At 69.9% G+C, this 20,996-nt stretch carries 20 protein-coding genes; 11 read left to right on the top strand and 9 right to left on the bottom strand.

Annotated elements, in window-relative coordinates; translation table 11 throughout:
• Nucleotides 1-269: 269 nt before the first annotated feature.
• Nucleotides 270-1,751 carry a CoA transferase gene (locus tag H1D24_RS22145; RefSeq protein WP_181659372.1) on the bottom strand — a complete coding sequence of 494 codons (1,482 nt, stop codon included), beginning with the start codon at nucleotides 1,749-1,751 and terminating at the stop codon, nucleotides 270-272.
• A gap of 80 nt (nucleotides 1,752-1,831) precedes the next feature.
• A complete protein-coding gene (locus tag H1D24_RS22150; RefSeq protein WP_181659373.1) occupies nucleotides 1,832-3,388 on the bottom strand; it encodes a S8 family peptidase in 1,557 nt (518 codons plus the stop codon).
• Nucleotides 3,389-3,746: 358 nt separating this feature from the next.
• Here H1D24_RS22150 and H1D24_RS22155 point away from each other — a divergent pair, with 358 nt between their 5' ends.
• The 3 genes from H1D24_RS22155 to moaA all read left to right on the top strand — a co-directional run bounded on the left by H1D24_RS22155 (nucleotide 3,747) and on the right by moaA (nucleotide 7,006).
• Entirely contained in the window at nucleotides 3,747-4,115 is a 369-nt protein-coding gene (locus tag H1D24_RS22155) for a DUF485 domain-containing protein (protein ID WP_181659374.1), read from the top strand.
• Nucleotides 4,112-5,755 carry a monocarboxylic acid transporter gene (locus H1D24_RS22160; RefSeq protein ID WP_181659375.1) on the top strand — a complete coding sequence of 548 codons (1,644 nt, stop codon included), beginning with the start codon at nucleotides 4,112-4,114 and terminating at the stop codon, nucleotides 5,753-5,755. Before H1D24_RS22155 ends, H1D24_RS22160 begins: the two co-directional genes overlap by 4 nt.
• 261 nt (nucleotides 5,756-6,016) lie before the next feature.
• Nucleotides 6,017-7,006: a GTP 3',8-cyclase MoaA gene (moaA, locus tag H1D24_RS22165; protein WP_181659376.1), complete on the top strand. Its 990-nt coding sequence runs from the start codon at nucleotides 6,017-6,019 to the stop codon at nucleotides 7,004-7,006.
• A 63-nt stretch (nucleotides 7,007-7,069) separates the two neighbouring features.
• On the opposite strand, the gene H1D24_RS22170 is transcribed toward moaA, so the two are convergent.
• Complete coding sequence (locus H1D24_RS22170; RefSeq protein WP_181659377.1) at nucleotides 7,070-7,336, bottom strand: hypothetical protein; 267 nt, start codon at nucleotides 7,334-7,336, stop codon at nucleotides 7,070-7,072.
• Nucleotides 7,337-7,616: 280 nt separating this feature from the next.
• Nucleotides 7,617-8,048 carry a DUF3099 domain-containing protein gene (locus H1D24_RS22175; RefSeq protein ID WP_181659378.1) on the bottom strand — a complete coding sequence of 144 codons (432 nt, stop codon included), beginning with the start codon at nucleotides 8,046-8,048 and terminating at the stop codon, nucleotides 7,617-7,619.
• A 245-nt stretch (nucleotides 8,049-8,293) separates the two neighbouring features.
• On the opposite strand from H1D24_RS22175, the gene H1D24_RS22180 reads away from it, so the two are divergent.
• Nucleotides 8,294-8,566 (top strand): GlsB/YeaQ/YmgE family stress response membrane protein, encoded by a 273-nt coding sequence (locus H1D24_RS22180; RefSeq protein ID WP_181659379.1) that lies wholly within the window; start codon nucleotides 8,294-8,296, stop codon nucleotides 8,564-8,566.
• A 158-nt stretch (nucleotides 8,567-8,724) separates the two neighbouring features.
• Here the strand turns inward: H1D24_RS22180 and tyrS are convergent, their stop codons facing one another.
• The 3 genes from tyrS to H1D24_RS22195 form a co-directional block, all read right to left on the bottom strand.
• Nucleotides 8,725-9,993: a tyrosine--tRNA ligase gene (gene tyrS, locus H1D24_RS22185; protein ID WP_181659380.1), complete on the bottom strand. Its 1,269-nt coding sequence runs from the start codon at nucleotides 9,991-9,993 to the stop codon at nucleotides 8,725-8,727.
• Between the two features lie 78 nt (nucleotides 9,994-10,071).
• Nucleotides 10,072-11,481 carry a metallopeptidase TldD-related protein gene (locus H1D24_RS22190; RefSeq protein WP_181659381.1) on the bottom strand — a complete coding sequence of 470 codons (1,410 nt, stop codon included), beginning with the start codon at nucleotides 11,479-11,481 and terminating at the stop codon, nucleotides 10,072-10,074.
• Nucleotides 11,478-13,034 carry a TldD/PmbA family protein gene (locus tag H1D24_RS22195; RefSeq protein WP_181659382.1) on the bottom strand — a complete coding sequence of 519 codons (1,557 nt, stop codon included), beginning with the start codon at nucleotides 13,032-13,034 and terminating at the stop codon, nucleotides 11,478-11,480. Before H1D24_RS22195 ends, H1D24_RS22190 begins: the two co-directional genes overlap by 4 nt.
• A gap of 300 nt (nucleotides 13,035-13,334) precedes the next feature.
• Here H1D24_RS22195 and fabG point away from each other — a divergent pair, with 300 nt between their 5' ends.
• The 3 genes from fabG to H1D24_RS22210 all read left to right on the top strand — a co-directional run bounded on the left by fabG (nucleotide 13,335) and on the right by H1D24_RS22210 (nucleotide 15,548).
• On the top strand, nucleotides 13,335-14,054 hold the full coding sequence (gene fabG / locus H1D24_RS22200; RefSeq protein ID WP_181659383.1) for a 3-oxoacyl-[acyl-carrier-protein] reductase: 720 nt from the start codon (nucleotides 13,335-13,337) through the stop codon (nucleotides 14,052-14,054).
• Nucleotides 14,055-14,059: 5 nt separating this feature from the next.
• A complete protein-coding gene (gene fabI / locus H1D24_RS22205; RefSeq protein WP_181659384.1) occupies nucleotides 14,060-14,827 on the top strand; it encodes an enoyl-ACP reductase FabI in 768 nt (255 codons plus the stop codon).
• A 439-nt stretch (nucleotides 14,828-15,266) separates the two neighbouring features.
• A complete protein-coding gene (locus H1D24_RS22210) occupies nucleotides 15,267-15,548 on the top strand; it encodes a hypothetical protein (RefSeq protein ID WP_258564244.1) in 282 nt (93 codons plus the stop codon).
• On the opposite strand, the gene H1D24_RS22215 is transcribed toward H1D24_RS22210, so the two are convergent.
• Nucleotides 15,532-16,293 carry a FadR/GntR family transcriptional regulator gene (locus tag H1D24_RS22215; RefSeq protein WP_258564231.1) on the bottom strand — a complete coding sequence of 254 codons (762 nt, stop codon included), beginning with the start codon at nucleotides 16,291-16,293 and terminating at the stop codon, nucleotides 15,532-15,534. The two genes, H1D24_RS22210 and H1D24_RS22215, sit on opposite strands and share 17 nt — an antisense overlap.
• Before the next feature lie 280 nt (nucleotides 16,294-16,573).
• Here H1D24_RS22215 and H1D24_RS22220 point away from each other — a divergent pair, with 280 nt between their 5' ends.
• The 4 genes from H1D24_RS22220 (at nucleotide 16,574) to H1D24_RS22230 (ending at nucleotide 19,630) form a co-directional block, all read left to right on the top strand.
• On the top strand, nucleotides 16,574-17,977 hold the full coding sequence (locus H1D24_RS22220) for a CynX/NimT family MFS transporter (RefSeq protein WP_374064293.1): 1,404 nt from the start codon (nucleotides 16,574-16,576) through the stop codon (nucleotides 17,975-17,977).
• Nucleotides 17,978-18,060: 83 nt separating this feature from the next.
• Nucleotides 18,061-18,177 carry an SGM_5486 family transporter-associated protein gene (locus H1D24_RS42555; protein WP_107441149.1) on the top strand — a complete coding sequence of 39 codons (117 nt, stop codon included), beginning with the start codon at nucleotides 18,061-18,063 and terminating at the stop codon, nucleotides 18,175-18,177.
• Nucleotides 18,178-18,676: 499 nt separating this feature from the next.
• Nucleotides 18,677-18,892, top strand: coding sequence for a hypothetical protein (locus H1D24_RS22225; protein ID WP_181659386.1), 216 nt, complete (start codon nucleotides 18,677-18,679; stop codon nucleotides 18,890-18,892).
• A gap of 216 nt (nucleotides 18,893-19,108) precedes the next feature.
• Nucleotides 19,109-19,630 (top strand): SixA phosphatase family protein, encoded by a 522-nt coding sequence (locus tag H1D24_RS22230; protein ID WP_181659387.1) that lies wholly within the window; start codon nucleotides 19,109-19,111, stop codon nucleotides 19,628-19,630.
• A 136-nt stretch (nucleotides 19,631-19,766) separates the two neighbouring features.
• Here H1D24_RS22230 and serB read toward each other — a convergent pair whose 3' ends face one another.
• Entirely contained in the window at nucleotides 19,767-20,972 is a 1,206-nt protein-coding gene (serB, locus tag H1D24_RS22235; RefSeq protein WP_181659388.1) for a phosphoserine phosphatase SerB, read from the bottom strand.
• Nucleotides 20,973-20,996 lie beyond the last annotated feature (24 nt).

Genomic DNA, 20,996 nt, shown 5'->3' on the forward strand with positions numbered 1-20,996 from the left:
AGAGGCGGGAGGGACAGAGGCGGGAGGGACAGAGGCGGGAGGGACAGAGGCGGGAGGGACAGAGGCGGGAGGGACAGAGGCGGGAGGGACAGAGGCGGGCGCGGGTGCCTCTCGGACAGGTCTTTCGCCGTTGGGGCCGGCGTCCGGTCGTATGGAACTCACCGCAAGAGCTTCGCCAGTGGCCGTCGACCGGGGCAACTCCGGCAGGACAACTGGTTCGGAGCATTCCGGTAACGTCGGCGGACCTCGGCGCTTTGGTGGTTCGGAGATCAGCGCCACTTGGGAGCGTCCTCGCCCCAAGGGCTCGGCGCGTGTGCCCAGTTGTCCGGGCCGCCGCGGAAGCAGACCGGCGGCAGCGCATGCCGCAGCCGCCCCAGTGGGCCCTGCGTGACGGCGAGCCACGGGGTGGGGTTCTCCGGGTCGTACACGGCTTCCACGGCGGTGTCCTGCCCCGCCTCGTCGGCGGCGATCCGGTGCACCAGCCAGTGCGCCGTCTGAGCGAGGGCCAGCCGGACGAGCGTGGCGCCGCCTCCGTCCAGCTGCTCGGTGAGCGAGCGGAGCACCGCCGTGGCCAGCAGATAGCCGGTGCCGTGGTCCAGCGCCTGGGCGGGCAGCGCCCCCGGCCGCTCGACGGACCCCTCGACGGCCGCGATGCCCGAGGCGACCTGCACCAGGCTGTCGAAGCCCCGCCGTTCGCCCCACGGCCCGTAGTCACCCCAGGCCGACACCTGGGCGACCACAACGCCCGGTCGGCGGCCGGCCAGTGCCTCCGGTGTGAGCCCGAGCCGGGCCAGCCCGCCGGGCCGGTAGCCGGTGACGACGACATCGGCCTCGGCGAGCAGCTCCTCGAACGTGCGGCGGTCGGCGTGCGCGGTCAGATCAAGTGTGCTGGAGCGCTTACCGAAGCCGGTGTCCGCGTGCTGGTCCGGGAGTTCGGGCAGATGTGGGGGATCCACGCGCAGTACGTCGGCGCCCAGCAGGGCGAGTGTGCGGGTGCCCACCGGGCCCGCGATGACGCGAGTGAGGTCGAGGACGCGCAGTCCGGCCGCAGGCAGCAGTGGATCTCCGGAGAGCTCCGGCAGCCGACGGGGCCCTGGCCCACGGTTCGCGGAGGAGTCCGGCGGCCCAATCTGCTCCCGGCTGAGCAACGGCTGCCCGGCCACGGCGACGCCCTGCGGATGCGCGGACCATTGCTCGGGGGTGCGCAGCGCGACGGCAAGGCCCTCGGCCGCGTATGCGGCGTCCTCCACTTCCGTGGCCCGCCGCTCCGCGAGAGCCGCAGCCACCCGCTCGACCGAGGCATCGCCGACGCTCTCGCCGTCGCCTTCCTCCAGCCCCAGCGCGGTGAGCAACCGCGCCCGGTGATGCGGATAGTTCGCGTGCGTCCGCACCCACCCGTCCGCCGTCCGCCAGAAGCGCGACAACGGTGCGAAGTTGACCGGCGCCCTGCCGTCCACGAGCAGATGCCGCTCGCTCACGAACGCCGTGGCCACCGCGCCGTCGTCGACCCGCACCTCAGGTACGGGTCGCCCGGTACGGCGCGCGGCGAGCTCGGCGGCGGCCAGCGCGCATGCCCCGACGCAGGCGCGGGCCAGCTCGACGACCGGCAGCCGCGCAGGCAACGCCCCCTCGCGGACGACGTACGACACACGGTCGAGCAGAGCCGGGTCCCCGCCGAGCGCGGCCCACGCCGTCCGCGTACCGCCCAAGCCGTCCAGCCCGTCCGGCCCGTCCAAAGGTGACTGCGTCATGCGTGCACTATCCCGCACACAGCAGCGAGGGCCGTCCGGGGCACCCCCCGAACGGCCCTCAACTCCCTCGCCGGCTCCTGTTACTTGACGGCCTTCAGAGCGTTGACGATCCCGAAGCCGTAGAAGCCGTTCACACGGTCGCCACCCTCGCAGGTGGAGTCCACGACGCCGTTGCCGTCCGGGTCGTACGGCTCGGTCGGGCAGCCCGGGTTGTCGGCCTGCGCCTTGAGCAGCCACTGGAGCTGCGACGGGGTGGCGTTGGGGTGCGTCGACTTGAGCAGCGCGGCGACACCGGCGGCGTGCGGCGACGCCATCGAGGTGCCCTGCAGATAGGCGTACTCGCCGTTCGGCATCGTGGAGAGGATGCGGCCGTTCTTCGACGGGGTGTCCGGGATCTGGTACCGGTCGCCACCCGGCGCGGCGATGTCGATGACGCCCTTGCCGTAGGTGGAGTAGTACGACTTGAGGTTCTGGACGCCCGTGGCGCTGACCGTGACTACGCCCGGCAGCTGCGTCGGCACGTCGAAGCACTCGCTCGGGTCGATGGTGCGGGTCACCGGCGTCGAGTCGTCGGGGCTGGACTCGTCGACGATCGCGTCCGAGGCGAGGTCGTGGTTGGAGTTGCCCGCCGAGGCGAGGTGCAGTGTGCCCTTCTTCTGGGCGTACATCTGGGCCCGGTTGACCGCGTCGACGAGAGCCCGCTGGTCGGGGTCGTCCATGCAGTTGTACAGCCACGGGTCCATGTAGTAGCTGTTGTTGGTGATCTCGACGCCGTGGTCGGCGGCGAACACGAAGGCGCAGACGACGCTCTCCGCGAAGAACAGCTGGTTCTCGTCCGGCTGGGCCACCGTGATGCCCGCGACCTTGACGCCGGGTGCGACGCCCGCAACGCCGACGCCGTTGCGGGCTGCGGCGATCTCGCCCGCCACATGCGTGCCGTGGTAGTGGTCGGCGTCCACAGGACGCCAGGAGCCGTACGTGGTGTCGGGCTTGCCGCTCACGCAGTCCGCGGACTGCGACGCGGAGAAGTTCGGGGCGAGATCCGGGTGGGTGTCGTCGACGCCGGTGTCGATCACGGCGACGGTGACGTCCTTGCTGCCCGGGTTGATCTTCGCTGCCTTGTCGGCGCCGATCGCCCGGAGATCCCACTGCTCGGCCTCGAGCGGCTCGGCGTCCGCGTCTGCGTCCGCGGCCTGCGCCTTGGCCTTGGCCGCATCGGCCGCCGATATGTACTGAGGGGCACCGGCCTCCGTGGTTCCCGCCGCCGTGAGCGGCGCCGTCCGCGTCGCCCCCGCCGACTGCACCCCGCGCACCGCACGAATCTGCTTGCCGAAGTCCGGGTTGGACGAGTGGACGACGATGACGCCGATCTTCTCGTACGCGATGACGATCGAGCCGCCGGCCTTCGTGATCGCCTTCTTCACCGACTCGATCGTCTTGTGATCGGTCGAGGTGTTGACGACGTACGGATAGGTCGAGCTCTCCGCGGCCGCGGCAGTCGGGGTGTCGGGCGCTGCGGCCGTCGCGACGCCCGGCATCAGCGAGAGGGACGCCGTCAGTGCGATGCCGATCGGCACGGCCAGAGCGGCTTTTCGCCGTCCTGGGCGTCCGGTGCGTCTGGAAGGCAGATGAGCCATGGGGTCTCCACATCATCCGGAAACGTGAACTGCCCGAACGCGGATGCCGCTCGGGCAGGTACATGACGGTGGTTCAGGGTGAAGCTATATCCCGTCATCCCTGGCCAGCAACGAGTTCCGAAAGAAATAAAGACCGTTGAACCGAGCCGTGCGCGCCGCCGTGACGTTGGACAGGGGGCGCCAGCACCATCGAACCCCTGGCCGGATCACGTTCCGGGCCGCGGACGCATGTCCGCAACTCGGTCCTGATCCACATAACGCCGGATCACAATCCGGCAAGAACGTAAAAACAGTACATATAGCCCCGAATGCGTCCATGTCCCAGAACACCACCGCACCCGCATCGCGAGGAGACTCCGTGGCTACCGATGCTCCGCCGCCTTCCAAGGGCGGCCAGGCGACCAGTCCCGCAACACCCTCGACGGAGGACTTCATCGAGGTGCAGGAGAGTGCGGAGTTCGGCGAACTGCGCCGCTCGTACCGCTCCTTCGCCTTCCCGCTCACCGTCGCGTTCATCACCTGGTACCTGTTGTACGTCCTGCTGTCCAACTACGCGGGCGGCTTCATGGGCACCAAGCTCTTCGGCAACATCAACGTCGCCTTCGTGCTCGGTCTCGCCCAGTTCCTCACCACATTCCTGATCGCCTGGTGGTACGCCCGCCACGCCGCGGCCAAGCTCGACCCGCAGGCCGAGGCCATCAAGTCCCGGATGGAGGGCGGCGCATGAACTCCGCAGTCGCACAGGTCCAGCTCGCACAGGTCCCGCTGGCCGCCGGTGAGGCGAGCGAGCACCGGCCGCTGATCATCACCCTGTTCGCGCTCTTCGTCGTCGCGACCCTCTTCATCACCGTGTGGGCGGGACGGCAGACAAAGGATGCCGCCGACTTCTACGCGGGGGGCCGCCAGTTCACCGGCTTCCAGAACGGACTGGCCGTCTCCGGCGACTACATGTCCGCAGCGTCGTTCCTCGGCATCGCCGGCGCCATCGCCCTCTTCGGCTACGACGGCTTCCTCTACTCGATCGGCTTCCTCGTCGCCTGGCTGGTGGCGCTGCTGCTGGTCGCCGAGCCGCTGCGCAACTCCGGCCGCTACACCATGGGCGACGTGCTCGCCTACCGGATGCGCCAGCGCCCGGTGCGCACCGCCGCCGGCACCTCCACGATCGTCGTCTCGATCTTCTACCTGCTGGCCCAGATGGCGGGCGCCGGCGTTCTCGTATCGCTGCTGCTCGGCATCACCAGCGACGCGGGCAAGGTGGCCATCGTCGCGCTGGTCGGCGTCCTGATGATCGTGTACGTCACCATCGGCGGCATGAAGGGCACCACATGGGTCCAGATGGTCAAGGCCGTCCTCCTCATCGGCGGCACCCTGCTCATCACGTTCCTGGTGCTCCTCAAGTTCAACTTCAACGTCTCCGACCTGCTCGGCTCGGCCGCCGAGAACAGCGGCAAGGGCGCGGCCTTCCTGGAGCCCGGCCTCAAGTACGGCGCCACGGCCACGTCCAAGCTGGACTTCCTCTCGCTGGGCATCGCGCTGGTCCTGGGCACGGCGGGCCTGCCGCACATCCTGATCCGCTTCTACACGGTGCCGACCGCCAAGGCGGCGCGTAAGTCCGTGATCTGGGCGATCGGCATCATCGGCGGCTTCTACCTGATGACCATCGCGCTCGGCTTCGGCGCGGCGGCCCTGATCAAGCCGGACGAGATCATCGCCTCCAACAAGGCGGGCAACACGGCGGCCCCTCTTCTCGCCCTCCACCTCGGCGGCGTGGACTCGGCGTGGGGCGCGATCCTGCTGGCCACCATCTCGGCGGTCGCGTTCGCCACGATCCTCGCGGTGGTCGCCGGTCTGACGCTGGCCTCGTCCTCGTCGTTCGCCCACGACATCTACGCGAACGTGATCAGGAAGGGCCAGGCCACCGAGAAGGAGGAGGTCAACGCCGCCCGCTACGCGACGGTCGCGATCGGTGTCGTCTCCATCGGCCTGGGCGCGCTCGCCCGCGACCTGAACGTGGCCGGCCTTGTCGCCCTCGCCTTCGCGGTCGCCGCGTCCGCCAACCTGCCGACGATCCTGTACAGCCTCTTCTGGAAGCGGTTCACCACCCAGGGCGCCCTGTGGTCGATCTACGGAGGTCTGACCACGGCCGTCGTGCTGGTGCTCTTCTCACCGGTGGTCTCGGGCAAGCCCACGTCGATGTTCCCCGACGCCGACTTCCACTGGTTCCCGCTGGAGAACCCCGGCATCATCTCGATCCCGGTGGGCTTCCTGCTGGGCTGGCTGGGCACCGTCCTGTCCAAGGAGGCGGCGGACTCCGCGAAGTACGCCGAGCTGGAGGTGCGATCCCTGACGGGCACCGGGGCGCACTGAGCCCGAGCGCTGCCGAATTGCCCCGCACAGCTCCACGCGGCCGCCTCACCCCTCGCGCCAGCGGCCGTGCGGAGCCTGCGTACGGCCGCGTCGTGGATCCCGTGATGGGTTCTACGGCGCGGCCGTGCCGTTTCTTGTGGGATCAGGCCGGTTTCTCATGAGATCCGGCCGGAGTCTCGTCGGATCAGGCCGGTGTCGATGTCAGTCACGTCGCGTAGGCTCGCAAGTGACTGAGTGATCCGGACCAGGGAGGGGGCCGACGTGCTCATCGACACCTATGGCCGAGTGGCCACCGACCTTCGCGTGTCGTTGACCGACCGGTGCAATCTGCGCTGCGCCTACTGCATGCCGGAAGAGGGCCTGCAGTGGCTGTCGAAGTCCACCCTGCTCACGGACGACGAGATCGTCCGCCTCATCCGTATCGCCGTCACCCGGCTCGGCATCACCGAGGTCCGCTTCACCGGCGGGGAGCCCCTGCTGCGCCCCGGCCTCGTCGGCATCGTCGACCAGGTCGCACGCCTGGAGCCGCGCCCCCAGATGTCCCTCACGACGAACGGCATCGGCCTGGGTCGCACGGCGAAGGCCCTGAAGGAGGCGGGCCTGGACCGGGTCAACGTCTCGCTGGACACCCTCCGCCCGGACGTCTTCAAGACCCTCACCCGCCGCGACCGCCACCACGACGTCGTTGCGGGTCTTGAGGCCGCCCGCGCGGCCGGCCTCGATCCGGTCAAGGTCAACACGGTGCTGATGCCCGGGCTCAACGACGACGAGGCCCCGGAGCTGCTCGCCTGGGCCGTCGAGAACGACTACGAGCTGCGGTTCATCGAGCAGATGCCGCTGGACGCCCAGCACGGCTGGAAGCGCGAGGGCATGATCACCGCGGGGGACATCCTGCAGTCGCTGCGGACGCGCTTCGAGCTCACCCCCGAAGGCGCCGAGGAGCGCGGCTCGGCACCTGCCGAGCGCTGGATCGTCGACGGCGGCCCGCACCGCGTCGGCGTCATCGCCTCCGTCACCCGTCCGTTCTGCGCGGCCTGCGACCGCACCCGGCTCACCGCCGACGGCCAGGTCCGCACGTGCCTGTTCGCCACCGAGGAGACGGACCTGCGCGGAGCGCTCCGCGCAGACGCCTCCGACGAGGAGATCGCCCGCATATGGAAGCTGGCGATGTGGGGCAAGAAGGCGGGCTCGGGGCTCGACGACCCGTCGTTCCTGCAACCGGAGCGGCCGATGTCGGCGATCGGCGGCTGACCGGGCTGACCCGGGCCGGCCACCGCAGCCCTGCTCGGCCTGCGCGGTGCCGGACAGTGCGCCTCAGCCGCCCTGTTCCTCCGTGTCCTCCGGCGCTTCCCACTCCTCGAGCTTCACCACGTCCTTGAGGAAACCGCGCACCCCGAGGAACTTCGACAGATGCTCGCGGTGCTCCTCGCACGCAAGCCAGGTCTTGCGGCGCTCCGGCGCATGAAGCTTCGGGTTGTTCCAGGCGAGGACCCATACCGCGGCGGCGCGGCAGCCCTTGGCGGAGCAGATCGGGGACTCCGGCGAGGAGGGGAGCGGGAAGGAGAAGTCGGGGACGTTCACGCCCCCGACCCTAACGCTCCCCCCAGCTACCCCTGGGCGGTGCCCCCAGCTGCGGTCATGGGATACGGATGCCCTTGTCCGGCTCGCTGACCGGCGGGTCAAAAGGAGGGGGGACAAAAGGCGACGCCGAGCAGCCACGGGGGGAGCTGCCCGGCGTCGGTCCGTCGCTCCGACGGGGGATGCGGAGCGCGTAGGAAGTATGTCACGGAGGACCCGGCGACTGGCAGCGGAACGTCATGATTGATCTGAGCTTTTCTTGAGCTTTGCGGAATTCTGGTGATCAGCTCTGGTCCGGCACCTCGTCGCCGGACCGGTCGCGTCTGTCCCCGGCGACTCCGGTGGAGGCTTCGGCGGCGGTGTCGCCTGTGTCGGCGACGTCTTCCGGGACGGATTCCGCGGAGCCGCCGTCTCGCTGCGGCGGCTCGATCATCGGCCGGGTGGGCGCCATGATGAGAGACGACGGAAGCGAAGGGGCGTTCTCCCGCCCGGCGTTGGCGATCACGACGGAGATATAGGGGAGAACAGCACCGAGCACAAGCGCCACGATGGCGACATGCCGCTCCACGTTCCACAGCACCGCGGCGAGGATCACCGAGACCGTGCGGACCGACATCGAGATGACGTAGCGGCGCTGGCGCGCCCGTACATCGGCCTCGAGGCCCTGCCTGGCCGCTGTGATCCGGAAGACCTCGCCCCCGCTGTGCTTCCGCATCGTGTTCCACCACCTGACTGCCGTGTCGGACTCTCCCCCGGCCCGAACCTGACCGATCCGGCAGGAGCCCGGTCCGAACACCCCCCACGGTACGCCGCGGCTGCGCCGGGTTCGACACCAGGCCCCCGTCCGACCTGGGCGTACCCACTGCGCCGTCCGTCGTACGGGCGTCGCCGACATGCGCCGTATGGCCGACGGCCCGAGACTGGGATCAAGCTCGCGTCAAGCCGTACTAGGAGGCAGTCATGGGCTGGTTGTGGGCGATTATCGTTGGTTTTGTACTCGGTCTGCTGGCCAAGGCGATCCTCCCCGGCAAGCAGCACAGCCCACTGTGGCTGACGACTGTCTTCGGCATCATCGGCGCCGTCATCGGTAACGCGCTGGCGTCGTCCTTCGGTATCGCCGAGACCAGGGGCATCGACTGGGGCCGACACGCGCTGCAACTTGTCGCGGCGCTGGTGATCGTAGGACTCGGCGACATGCTGTACCTGTCGGTCCGAGGCAGACGGAGAGCGTGAGATACCGACTGCTGAACCTGCGCACAGACCTCTGAACCTGCGAACGGAAGGGGGCGGCTCCGCGTGATGGCGGAACCGCCCCCTTCGGCATGCTTGCTCATGCTCGGCATGCTTGCCCGTGCGCCGCCCGGACGAGTGCCCGGGCGACACACGGATGATCAGCCTGCCGCGACCTCGACAGCCGCCAGGTTCTTCTTGCCCCGGCGCAGCACGAGCCAGCGGCCGTGCAGCAGGTCCTCGGCCGCCGGTACGGCGTCCTCGCCGACGACCTTGACATTGTTCACGTACGCCCCGCCCTCCTTGACCGTGCGGCGCGCGGCGGACTTGCTCGGCGCGAGGCCGGTCTCCGCGAGCAGGTCCACGACCGGGCCGAGCTCGGCGACCTTCGCGTGCGGCACCTCGGCGAGGGCCGCGCTCAGCGTGGCCTCGTCCAGCTCGCCCAGCTCACCCTGGCCGAAGAGGGCCTTGGACGCCGCGATGACCGCCGCCGTCTGGTCGGCGCCGTGCACGAGCGTCGTCAGCTCCTCGGCCAGCGCGCGCTGGGCCGTGCGCGCCTGCGGGCGCTCCTGCGTGACCTTCTCCAGCTCCTCGAGCTCCTCACGGCTCTTGAAGCTGAGGATGCGCATGTACGTCGAGATGTCCCGGTCGTCCACGTTCAACCAGAACTGGTAGAACGCGTACGGCGTGGTCATCTCCGGGTCGAGCCAGATGGCGCCGCCCTCGGTCTTGCCGAACTTGGTGCCGTCCGCCTTGGTCATCAGCGGCGTAGCCAGCGCATGGACACTGGCGTGCGGCTCCAGGCGGTGGATCAGGTCCAGACCGGCGGTCAGGTTGCCCCACTGGTCGCTGCCGCCCTGCTGCAGCGTGCAGCCGTAGCGCCGGTACAGCTCCAGGAAGTCCATGCCCTGCAGCAGCTGGTAGCTGAACTCGGTGTAGCTGATGCCCTGGTCGGACTCCAGCCGGCGGGCGACCGAGTCCTTCGTCAGCATCTTGTTGACGCGGAAGTGCTTGCCGATGTCGCGCAGGAACTCGATGGCGGACATGCCCGCCGTCCAGTCCAGGTTGTTGACCATGACCGCGGCGTTCTCGCCCTCGAAGGACAGAAACGGCTCGATCTGGGCCCGAACCCGCTCCACCCAGGCCGCGACCGTCTCCGGGTCGTTCAGCGTGCGCTCCGCGGTCGGCTTGGGGTCGCCGATCTGCCCCGTCGCCCCGCCCACCAGCGCCAGCGGGCGGTGGCCCGCCTGCTGGAGCCGGCGCATGGTGAGCGCCTGCACCAGATGCCCCACGTGCAGGCTGGGCGCGGTCGGATCGAAGCCGCAATAGAACGTGACGGGACCGTTCGCGAGCGCCTTGCGCAAAGCGTCCTCGTCAGTGGACAGGGCGAAAAGGCCCCGCCACTTCAGCTCGTCGACGATGTCCGTCACGGTTGCTTGTCTCCTTGAATGGTTCAGACAGCTGGAACGTCTGAACGGTGTGGTTGGCTCCCCGCAAGTCTATGAGGGTCACACGCCCTGGCTGACCGAGCTCATGTTGAAGTCGGGCACTCGGAGGGCAGGCATAGCAGCTCGAGTGAACCAATCGCTCCATTCGCGCGGCAACGTCTTTTCCGTACGGCCGGCCTCCATCGCCCGGCCCAGCAGATCGACGGGCGACTCGTTGAAGCGGAAGTTGTTCACCTGCGCTGTGACCTCGCCGTTCTCCACGAGGTAGACGCCGTCCCGGGTCAGCCCGGTGAGCAGCAGCGTGGCCGGGTCGACCTCGCGGATGTACCAGAGGCAGGTCAGCAGCAGCCCCCGTTCGGTCGAGGCGACCATCTCGTCCAGCGAGCGGTCGTCGCCGCCGTCGAGGATGAGATTGCCGATCGACGGGGCCAGCGGCAGCTTCGTCAGGCCCGCGCTGTGCCGCGTGGTGATCAGGTGGGCCAGCGTGCCCTCCCGGATCCAGTCGGTGGGGGTCAGCGGCAGCCCGTTGTCGAAGACGGAGGCGTCGTCGCCGGAGGAGTGCGCGAGGACGAAGGGGGAGGATTCGAGCCCCGGTTCCTTCGGGTCGCTGCGCAGGGTCAGCGGCAGCTCGGACAGCTTCTCGCCGATCCGCGTGCCGCCGCCCGGCTTGCTGAACACCGTCCGCCCCTCGGCGGCGTCCCGTCCCGACGACGACCACATCTGGTAGATGAGCAGGTCGGCCACGGCGGTCGGTGGCAGCAGCGTCTCGTATCGGCCCGCGGGCAGGTCGACACGCCGCTCGGCCCACCCGAGCCGCGTGGCCAGCTCCGCGTCGAGGGCGCCCGGGTCGACGTCCCGGAAGTCGCGCGTGGAGCGCCCAGCCCAGGCCGAGCGCGTCCGGTCCGGCGACTTGGCGTTGAGCTCCAGCGTCCCGTTCGGCTGGTCGTGCCGCAGCCGCAGCCCCGTCGACGTACCGAGATAGCTGGACACGAGCTCGTGGTTGGCGAACCCGTACAGCTCGCGGCCGCCCGCGCGGGCCCGGGCGAAGGCCTCGCCGAGAGCCGGGGCGAAGTCCGCGAAGACCGCGGACGACGTCTCGGCGGGCGCGTCCGTGAAGTCCGGCGAGGCAGGGACACCCTCGACGAGCGGCTGCGCGTCCTCGGCGGCCCCCGCCCCCTGCGCCGCGGCCTCGGCGGCCCGCACCAGCGGCTCCAGCTCGTCCGCGGTGACGGCCGAGCGGGAGACGACGCCCGACGCCGTGCCCTCCTTGCCGTCGACCGTCGCGATGACGGTGAGGGTACGGCCGCGCGTGACACCGTTCGTCGTCAGCGCGTTGCCCGCCCAGCGCAGGTTCGCGGTCGAGTGCTCGTCGGCGATGACGACGCAGCCGTCGGCGCGGGACAGCTCGAGGGCGCGCTCGACGACCTCGTGCGGCTTGTTCGTACGAGACGTACGCGTCGTCGTGCTCATCGCCCGGCCTCCTGGGTGGTGTTAAGAATGTTCACGCCCTTGAAGAGGGCCGACGGGCAGCCGTGCGAGACGGCCGCGACCTGGCCCGGCTGGGCCTTGCCGCAGTTGAAGGCGCCACCGAGGACATACGTCTGCGGGCCGCCGACAGCCGCCATCGAGCCCCAGAAGTCGGTGGTCGTCGCCTGGTACGCGACATCGCGGAGCTGCCCTGCGAGCCGCCCGTTCTCGATCTTGAAGAATCGCTGCCCGGTGAACTGGAAGTTGTAGCGCTGCATGTCGATGGACCAGGACCGGTCGCCGACGACATAGATCCCGCGATCGACCCCGCCGATCAGATCCTCCGTCGACAGCCCTCCCGGATCCGGCTGAAGCGACACATTCGCCATGCGCTGCACGGGCACGTGCCCGGGGGAGTCGGCGTACGCGCAGCCGTTGGACCGCTCGAAGCCGGTCAGCTTCGCGATCCGCCGGTCCAGCTGGTAGCCGACGAGCGTGCCGTCCTTCACCAGGTCCCAGGACTGGGCGGCCACGCCCTCGTCGTCGTACCCGATGCTGGCGAGTCCGTGCTCGGCGGTCCGGTCGCCCGTCACGTTCATGATCTCGGAGCCGTACTTCAACTTGCCGAGCTGGTCGAACGTGGCGAAGGACGTCCCCGCGTACGCCGCCTCGTAGCCAAGGGCCCGGTCCAGCTCCGTCGCGTGCCCGATGGACTCGTGGATGGTCAGCCAGAGATTGGACGGGTCGACGACCAGGTCGTACACGCCCGCCTCGACGCTCGGCGCCCGCATCTTCTCGGCCAGGAACTCGGGGATCTGCGCGAGCTCGCTCTCCCAGTCCCAGCCCGTCCCCGTCAGGTACTCCCAGCCGCGCCCGACCGGCGGCGCCAGCGTCCGCATCGAGTCGAACTCGCCGCTCGACTCGTCCACCGCGACCGCCGTGAGCTGCGGATGCAGCCGCACACGCTGCTGCGTCGTGACCGTCCCTGCCGTGTCGGCGTAGAACTTGTTCTCGTGGACGGTGAGCAGCGAGGCGTCGACGTGCGCGACGGCGTCGGACGCGAGCAGTTGCTCGCTCCATGCTGCGAGCAGTCCGGTCTTCTCCTCGTCGGGGACGGAGAAAGGGTCGATCTCGTACGAGGAGACCCACGTCTTCTCGCTGTGCACGGGTTCGGCGGCGAGTTCCACCCTCCCCCACTGCCCGAAAGGCGTGGGAGGTGCCCCCACCTGGGAGCCGGCGGCCTCGATCACCTGGGCCGACAGCTTCGCCATTGCCACGGCCTGGCTCGCCACCTTCGCCGCGGCGTCCATCGTCAGATCCACGCCCGACGCGAACCCCCAGGTGCCGCCGTGCACCACCCGCACCGCATAGCCCAGATCGGTGGTGTCCGACGACCCCGCCGGCCTTGCGTCCCGCAACCGCCAGGCGGCGTTGCGCACCCGCTCGAAGCGGAAGTCCGCATGCTCCGCTCCCAGCGCCCGCGCCCGTGCGAGCGCCGCGTCGGCGAGTGCCCTCAGCGGCAGCGCGAGGAACGACTGATCAATGTCATGGGCCACGGGTGGCCTTCCTTCCCTCGTACCTCCGTTTGCCAGTCCGAAGTGAAACATGACCGGCGGCCCACAGGCGCCGGACTTTTCCAGGTCGCTGCGTCGCCCTCGGCGCGCCGCTCGCGACGGTCCGCGGCCGGGCGTTTCCGCCGGGTGTCGCCGTGGGGTGTTTCTGGGGGACCCGAGAGCGATTCTGTAGGGACCCGACAGTGTGTAACCGCAGCCACTGTGGGTGGCCGATTCTCCGCGGGCGGGTCGAAACGGATAGGTTTCCGAGGTACCAGACCCGCTATTCGAAAGGGTGATCCGTTGAGCCGCTCGGTTCTCGTCACCGGAGGAAACCGGGGCATCGGCCTCGCCATCGCCCGCGCTTTCGCGGAGGCAGGCGACAAGGTCGCGATCACGTACCGCTCGGGTGAGCCGCCGGCCGCCCTGACGGAACTGGGCTGCCTGGCAGTCAAGTGCGACATCACCGACAGCGAGCAGGTGGAGCAGGCCTACAAGGAGATCGAGGCCCAGCACGGCAACGTCGAGGTGCTCGTCGCGAACGCCGGCGTCACCAAGGACCAGCTGCTGATGCGCATGTCCGAGGACGACTTCACCTCCGTCCTCGACACCAACCTCACCGGCACCTTCCGGGTCGTGAAGCGCGCCAACCGCGGCATGCTGCGCGCAAAGAAGGGCCGCGTCGTGCTGATCTCCTCCGTTGTGGGCCTGCTCGGCTCCGCGGGCCAGGCCAACTACGCCGCGTCCAAGGCGGGCCTGGTCGGCTTCGCGCGCTCCCTCGCCCGTGAGCTCGGGTCGCGCAACATCACCTTCAATGTCGTCGCCCCCGGTTTTGTCGACACCGACATGACCAAGGCGCTCTCCGACGAGCAGCGCGAGAGCATCGTGTCGCAGGTACCGCTCGCCCGGTACGCGCAGCCCGAGGAGATCGCCGCCGCGGTGAGGTTCCTCGCCTCGGACGACGCCTCGTACATCACTGGAGCCGTCATTCCGGTTGACGGCGGACTGGGAATGGGTCACTGATCACCATGAGCGGAATTCTCGAGGGCAAGCGCGTCCTGATCACCGGTGTGCTGACGGAGGCGTCCATCGCCTTCCACACCGCGAAGCTGGCCCAGGAGCAGGGCGCCGAGGTCATCCTCACCGCGTTCCCGCGGCCCACGCTGACCGAGCGCATCGCCAAGAAGCTCCCCAAGCCCACCAAGGTCATCGAGCTCGACGTGACCAACGACGAGCACCTCGGGCGCCTCGCGGACGTCGTCGGCGAGGAGCTGGGCGGCCTGGACGGCGTCGTGCACTCCATCGGCTTCGCGCCGCAGGACGCGCTCGGCGGCAACTTCCTCAACACCCCGTTCGAGTCGGTCGCCACGGCCATGCACGTCTCGGCGTTCTCCCTGAAGTCGCTGACCATGGCCTGCCTGCCGCTGATGCAGAACGGCGGCTCGGTCGTCGGCCTCACCTTCGACGCCCAGTTCGCCTGGCCGCAGTACGACTGGATGGGGCCGGCCAAGGCGGCCCTGGAGGCCACCAACCGTTACATGGCGCGTGACCTGGGCAAGCAGAACATCCGCTGCAACCTGATCTCGGCCGGTCCTCTCGGCTCGATGGCCGCGAAGTCCATCCCGGGCTTCAGCGAGCTGGCCTCCGTGTGGGACACGCGCGCGCCGCTGGAGTGGAACCTCTCCGACCCCGAGCCGGCCGGCCGCGGCGTCGTGGCCCTGCTGTCGGACTGGTTCCCCAAGACCACAGGCGAGATCATCCACGTGGACGGCGGTCTGCACGCCGTCGGCGCCTGAGGCCCCGGCACCTCCGCAGTACGTACGGCCACGGCCGGGCGTTCACAAGTTCACGAATAGTCGACGCCCCGTCTCCCGCACGCGCGGGGGACGGGGCGTCACCCGTTCGGCCCACCTGAGGGGCGGCCGGGGCGCGAAACCGCGCACTCTGGAGTACGAGAAGTCCTCAAAGTCGAGAAAGTCGAGAAGTCCGAGTTCTGCGGGAGGTTCCCCCAGGGTTCCACCGAGAAGGCATTCCCCCTTGTGGTGCAGCCGCGGCGGCCTCGTCGACTGCCGCAGTACGGCCGAGGAGGTACCCCTTGTGCGCGTGTTCCCCCGCCGGTCCGGGCACCGGTTCCGCTGGAGCGGCTACGCCGCGCTCCCTGGGGCGTTTCTCGCCGCTCTCGCCCTCGTCGCCGTCCTGCCGTCCCTTGCCTCCCTGAACGCCTCCGAAGAGTCCATGCCAGAGCACGCGCGCGTGGACGGCGACGATGGCGACAAACCCGTGCCGGAGACGTTCGGAGCGGAGTGCCGCACCAGCATCGACGGCTCCCACGTGACGGTGTACTGCCACAACCCGTACCCGGAGACCGACCGGGTCCGGCTGCACATCGAGTGCGACCGCTGGTGGGACCTCGACAGTGACGGCGCCCCCGTCGCGGCGGAGCCGGCCATGACAGTCCGGCTCACCGGGCGGTGCTGGAAGGAGGTCCGCTCGGTGTGGGTCAGCCACGAGCGGTGACGGGGCCCTCTTCGCCGCCTGGACTGCCGTCGCCGGCACCGCTCCCGTCGCCGCCTCGGCGGTTCCCGGTGTGGAGGCGACCCGGGAGGCACAGAAACGGATAACCGGCGGCCTCGGAGGCGGCCGCCTCGGTGTCGCCCGCGCGGATCGCGTCCACCAGCCGCGTGTGATCCATGTGGTTCTCCGGCGTCAGCTCGTCACCGACGTCCTCGCGCAGCCAGTCGCGCAGCACCTCGCCGAGATCCGCGTACATCGCCGTCATCACCTCGTTGTGCGAAGCGGCCACCACAGCCATGTGGAAGGTCGCGTCGGCCGTCACGAAGGCCTCCGCGTCGCCCGACTCCCACGCCTCCTCGCGGCGCAGCAGCAGCGCGTCGAGCTGCTTGAGGTCTCGCTCGGTGCGCCGCTCTGCGGCCAGCCGTGCCGCGCTGGACTCAAGTGTGGAGCGGAGTTCGGCGATGTGCCGCGGATCGGCGTCCGCGAACCGGCGGTGCATCACACCGGCCAGCTCGCTGGTCGCAACGACATAGGTGCCTGACCCCTGGCGGATGTCGAGCAGTCCGTTGTGCGCGAGCGCGCGCACCGCCTCGCGCACGGTGTTGCGGGCCACCCCCAGCTGCTCGACGAGCTCCGGCTCGGTCGGGATGCGGGACCCGACAGGCCACTCACCCGAGCTGATCTGGTTCCGCAACGCGGCGATGACCTGCTCCGACAGCGCCGATCGGCGGGCGTGACTCAACGGCATGGCGATCCTTCGGGCGGATTCGGCCGGGTGGCCGTGGTGGCCTTGGTGGCTGTTCCGACCGGCCCGGCGGGGCCGACCGGAGGGGCTGGACTGGCCTGATTGTGGCGCACCGCCCTGTGACGCAGAACAAGGCGGCCCCAAGAGGGTGGACAGTCAATCATCCTATGATTCTATGATGTCCGGCATGGCTAGCGAGGAATCTCCGACGATGGTGTCGACCCCATCGGCTCCTCCACGTATGGGCACAGCAAGTGCGTCCGTGGACACGGCCGATGCGCCCATGGACTCAGCAGCTGCGCCCGCGGACACAGCCGACGAGGCCGGAAGACCGGCCACGCGCGCGTGGACGACGCGTCTGGTGATCATGGGCCTCGTCCTGTCGGCCCTGAATCTCCGGCCCGCCATAACGAGCCTCGGTGCCCTCCTCGAGGAGGTGCGCGACGGCCTCGGCATGAGCGGCAGCATCGCGGGCCTGCTCACCTCCGTGCCGCCGCTCTGCTTCGCCGTCTTCGGCGTCATGGCCCCGCGCCTCGCCCGCCGTTTCGGCCCCGGCGCGGTGGTCTGCGCCGGCATGGCCGCGATCGCCGCGGGCCTGGCCGTCCGGCCGTACGCCGGCAGCACTGCCGGTTTCCTCGCGGCGAGCGCCCTCGCCCTCATGGGCATCGCCGTCAGCAACGTCCTGATGCCCGTGATCGTCAAGCGCTGGTTCCCGGACCGCGTCGGCTCGATGACCGGTCTCTACTCGATGGCGCTCGCCCTTGGCACCTCCCTCGCAGCCGCCGTCACCGTGCCGATGGCCGGCGCACTTGGCGGCCGCTGGCAGTCCGGGCTCGTGGTCTGGGCCGTTCTGGCCGCGGCGGCCGTCCTGCCGTGGCTGCCGCTTGTACGCGCATCCGGCGTCGGCGCGCGGAACGGTCCTGAGAACAGGCCCACGGAAAGGCCTGCGGACACGTCCGTGAACAGGCCCGCGGACACGTCCGTGAACACGTCCGTGAACAGGCCCGCGGACACGTCCGTGAACACGCCCGTGAACAGGCCCGCGAACGGACCCCAGAACGCGCCTGGTCCCAGGCCCGAGCCCGACGCGCCCCGGATCACCCGGAGCCGTACCGCCTGGGCCCTCGCCGTCTTCTTCGGGCTCCAGGCCACCGCCGCGTACATCACGATGGGATGGATGGCGCAGATCTTCCGCGACGCCGGCGTCCCGGCGGGCACCGCGGGCCTGCTGCTGGCCGTCACCATGGCGGTGGGCGTACCTCTCGCCATCGTCATCCCGCGCGTGGCCACCCGGCTGTCCCACCAGGGGCCCATCGCGGTCGCGCTAGGCGTCTGCGGTCTCTTCGGATACGCCGGCCTCTACCTCACCCCGGCCGGTGGCGCATGGGCCTGGGCGCTGTTGCTCGGCGTTTCCAACTGTGCCTTCCCATTGGCCCTCACCCTGGTCGGCATGCGGTCCAGAACCGCGGCGGGCGTCGCCAAGCTCTCCGCCTTCGCACAGAGCACGGGCTATCTGATCTCCATCCCGGGTCCGCTGCTCGTGGGCGTGCTCTACCAGCACAGCGGCGGCTGGGGCCTGCCCCTCGCGCTCATGACGGCACTGATGATCCCGCAGATCGTCATGGGCGTACTCGCGGGCCGCAAGCGGACGGTCGAGGACGAGTGGGGGTGGCGCGGGGCGGCTTGAGCCCGGTGGGCCGCCCATTGTGCAGCCCATTGCCCGTTCACCCCGGCGGCGGCCCTCCGCATCGCGGGTGCGACACTTACCGCATGCCTGTGCTCGACCCGAATCCCCAGAACGGTCAGAAGAAGCTGCTCCTCGTGTTCGGGGCGATGCTGGCCATCACCGTGATCATCGGCATCATCGCGTCGATCGCCTCCCCGTGACCCCGGGCGCCGTCCGCGGTGGGACCGCTGCATCACCCGGCGCCCTAGGCCCGGTCGTCAAACTCCCTCCCCCAGCTACCGCTGGGAGGTGCCCCCAGCCCCGCGACGCCTGGCACGCACTCCCCCAGCTAACTCCCCCAGCTAACGCTGGGGGTGCCCCCAGGAGGTGCCCCCACGCCGCGTTGCCGAAAAGCGCTAGTAGCTCCTCCCCCCATAGCCTTAAGGGCATGGGGGTACCCCCATCGACGACTTTCCGGCGCCTTGCGATCGCACGCACCAGACGCCGCGGGGCCCGCCCCTTCGGGCGGACGGCGGAAGTTTGACGACAGGGCCTAGCCCCCGGGCATCCCTCGGTGGGGTTGTCCCCACCATCCCCTAGGGGGTCAGTGTCAGGGTCAAGTGGGTGGATCACCGGATGGGCTGAAGCATGCGCACTCCGTAGTTTCGAGATGTGAACGCGACGACGCGGCAAGGACTTCTCGAGGACCACGGAGGCGGCATGTCGGTCCCTGCGCACACCCGGTCCCACCCGGTACGCACGGGCGGCGCCGCACCCCGGTTGCCCTGGTGGGCTCTCCTCCTGCCCGTGATCGCCTTCGCCGCACTGCTGATGCTGGTGCTCAACCCGGCCGACGCCCAGGCGGCGAGCGGCGACCCCTCGTTCACGCACGTCTTCGAGCGCATGCAGCAGGCGGTCCTCAGGCAGGTCCCCTGAGGCTTCCGCGCCGCACCGGCTCCTGAGCGTCCGGCGCCGCAGCGGCTCCTGAGCGTCCGGCGCCGCACCAGCCCCTCGGCTTGCGTGCCGCGCCGGCCCCGCGGCTTGCGTGCCGCACCAGCCCTTGGGCCACCTGCGCGCAGGCCGTCAACCCCGCCGGGTAGACCCCGTCAACTCCCTGCGCTCCATGGCCTGTTTCATGCGAAGCTGGGACCCATGAGCGTCGCAGAACCCCGCAGGATTGTCCTTTTCCGACATGCGAAGGCCGACTGGCCACAGGTGTCCGACCATGAGCGGCCGCTCGCCGAGCGGGGCCGCAAGGACGCCCCCGTCGCCGGTCGCAAGCTGGCCGACACCGGCATCCCCTTCGACCTCGCCCTCTGCTCGACCGCGGCCCGGACCCGCGAGACCTGGAAGCTCGCCGTTCACGAGCTCCCGCACCGGCCCAGGACGGTCTACGAGGAGCGGATCTACGAGGCCTCGCCGGGCGAGCTCATCGCCGTGCTCAACGAGATCCCCGAAGACGTGCAGAACGTCATCCTGATCGGCCACAACCCCGGCGTGCAGGGGCTCACCGAGATCCTCGCCGGTCAGTCCGAGGGCGACGCCCACAAGCGCATGAGCCGCCGCGGCTTCCCGACCTCGGCCTTCGCGGTGCTCTCCGTCACGGGCCCGTGGAAGTCCGTCGAGCCCGGCGTGGCCACGCTCGTCGACTACTGGGCGCCGGGCGGGGCGTAGCCCCTCCGCAACGCAACGGGTGCTGATACGCGTACACGTGGACGGACACCCTCCGACAGCGAACGAACGGGGCCGGCACCACACCGGTGCCGGCCCCCACGGCTTTCGGGCGCCGCGCCCGCGTTGCTCCTCCGACTCAGTCCTCGTGCATGTCCGCGGCCTCGACCTCTTCACGCGTGACGCCCAGCAGATAGAGCACCGTGTCCAGGAACGGCACGTTCACCGCGGTGTGCGCGGCCTTGCGTACGACCGGCTTGGCGTTGAAGGCGACGCCGAGGCCGGCGGCGTTGAGCATGTCGAGGTCGTTGGCGCCGTCGCCGATCGCCACGGTCTGGGCGAGCGGCACCCCGGCCTCCGCCGCGAACCGGCGCAGCAGCCGCGCCTTGCCCGCCCGGTCCACTATCTCGCCGGTGACCCGGCCCGTGAGCTTCCCGTCGACTATCTCCAGCGTGTTGGCCTGGGCGAAGTCGAGGCCGAGACGTTCCTTCAGATCATCCGTGACCTGGGTGAAACCGCCGGACACCACCCCGACCTGATAGCCGAGCCGCTTGAGCGTACGGATCAGTGTGCGGGCGCCGGGCGTGAGCCGCACCTCGCTGCGCACCTTGTCCACGACCGACGCGTCGAGCCCCTCGAGGAGCGCCACGCGCGCGTGGAGCGACTGCTCGAAGTCGAGCTCCCCGCGCATCGCGGCAGCCGTGACCTCGGCGACCTTGTCCTCGCAGCCCGCGTGGGCGGCGAACAGCTCGATCACCTCGTCCTGGATGAGAGTCGAGTCGACATCCATGACGACGAGCCGTTGCGCTCGCCGGTGCAGCCCCGCCGCCACCACCGCGACATCGACGCCCAGCGCGGCGGCCTCGGTCACGAGCGCGGTGCGCAGCGGCTCGGTCTCCACTCCGGAGACCATCAACTCGACGGCCGTCACCGGATACTTCGCGAGCCGGAAGATACGGTCGATGTTGCCGCCGGTCGCGGTGATCCGCGCGGCGATCGCCGCCGTCGACTCGGCGGTGAGGGGATGCCCCAGCACCGTCACGTGCGAGCGACCGTGCCCGCGCGGACGGTTGTCACCGAGGCCGGAGATTATCTCGGCCTGCAGCTTCAGGGACTCCGCCCAGCTGTGGACGGTGGCCCGCAGGGATCCTTCGAGGGCGGCCGGCGGCTTGGTCACGAGCGCGCACAGGACGATGCGGCCACGAGTGACGACCTGCTCGATGTCGACGACGTCGACCGAGTAGGCGGCGAGGGTGTCGAACAGGCCGGCCGTGATCCCTGGCCGGTCCTTGCCGAAGATCTTGACCAGAAGAGTGGGGATGTCAGAGGTCTGCGAAGCGCTCATGGTGCCACCACCGTATCCGGCACC

It is taken from the genome of Streptomyces himalayensis subsp. himalayensis (genome assembly GCF_013778455.1).
GTDB classification, from domain to species: Bacteria; Actinomycetota; Actinomycetes; order Streptomycetales; family Streptomycetaceae; genus Streptomyces; species Streptomyces himalayensis.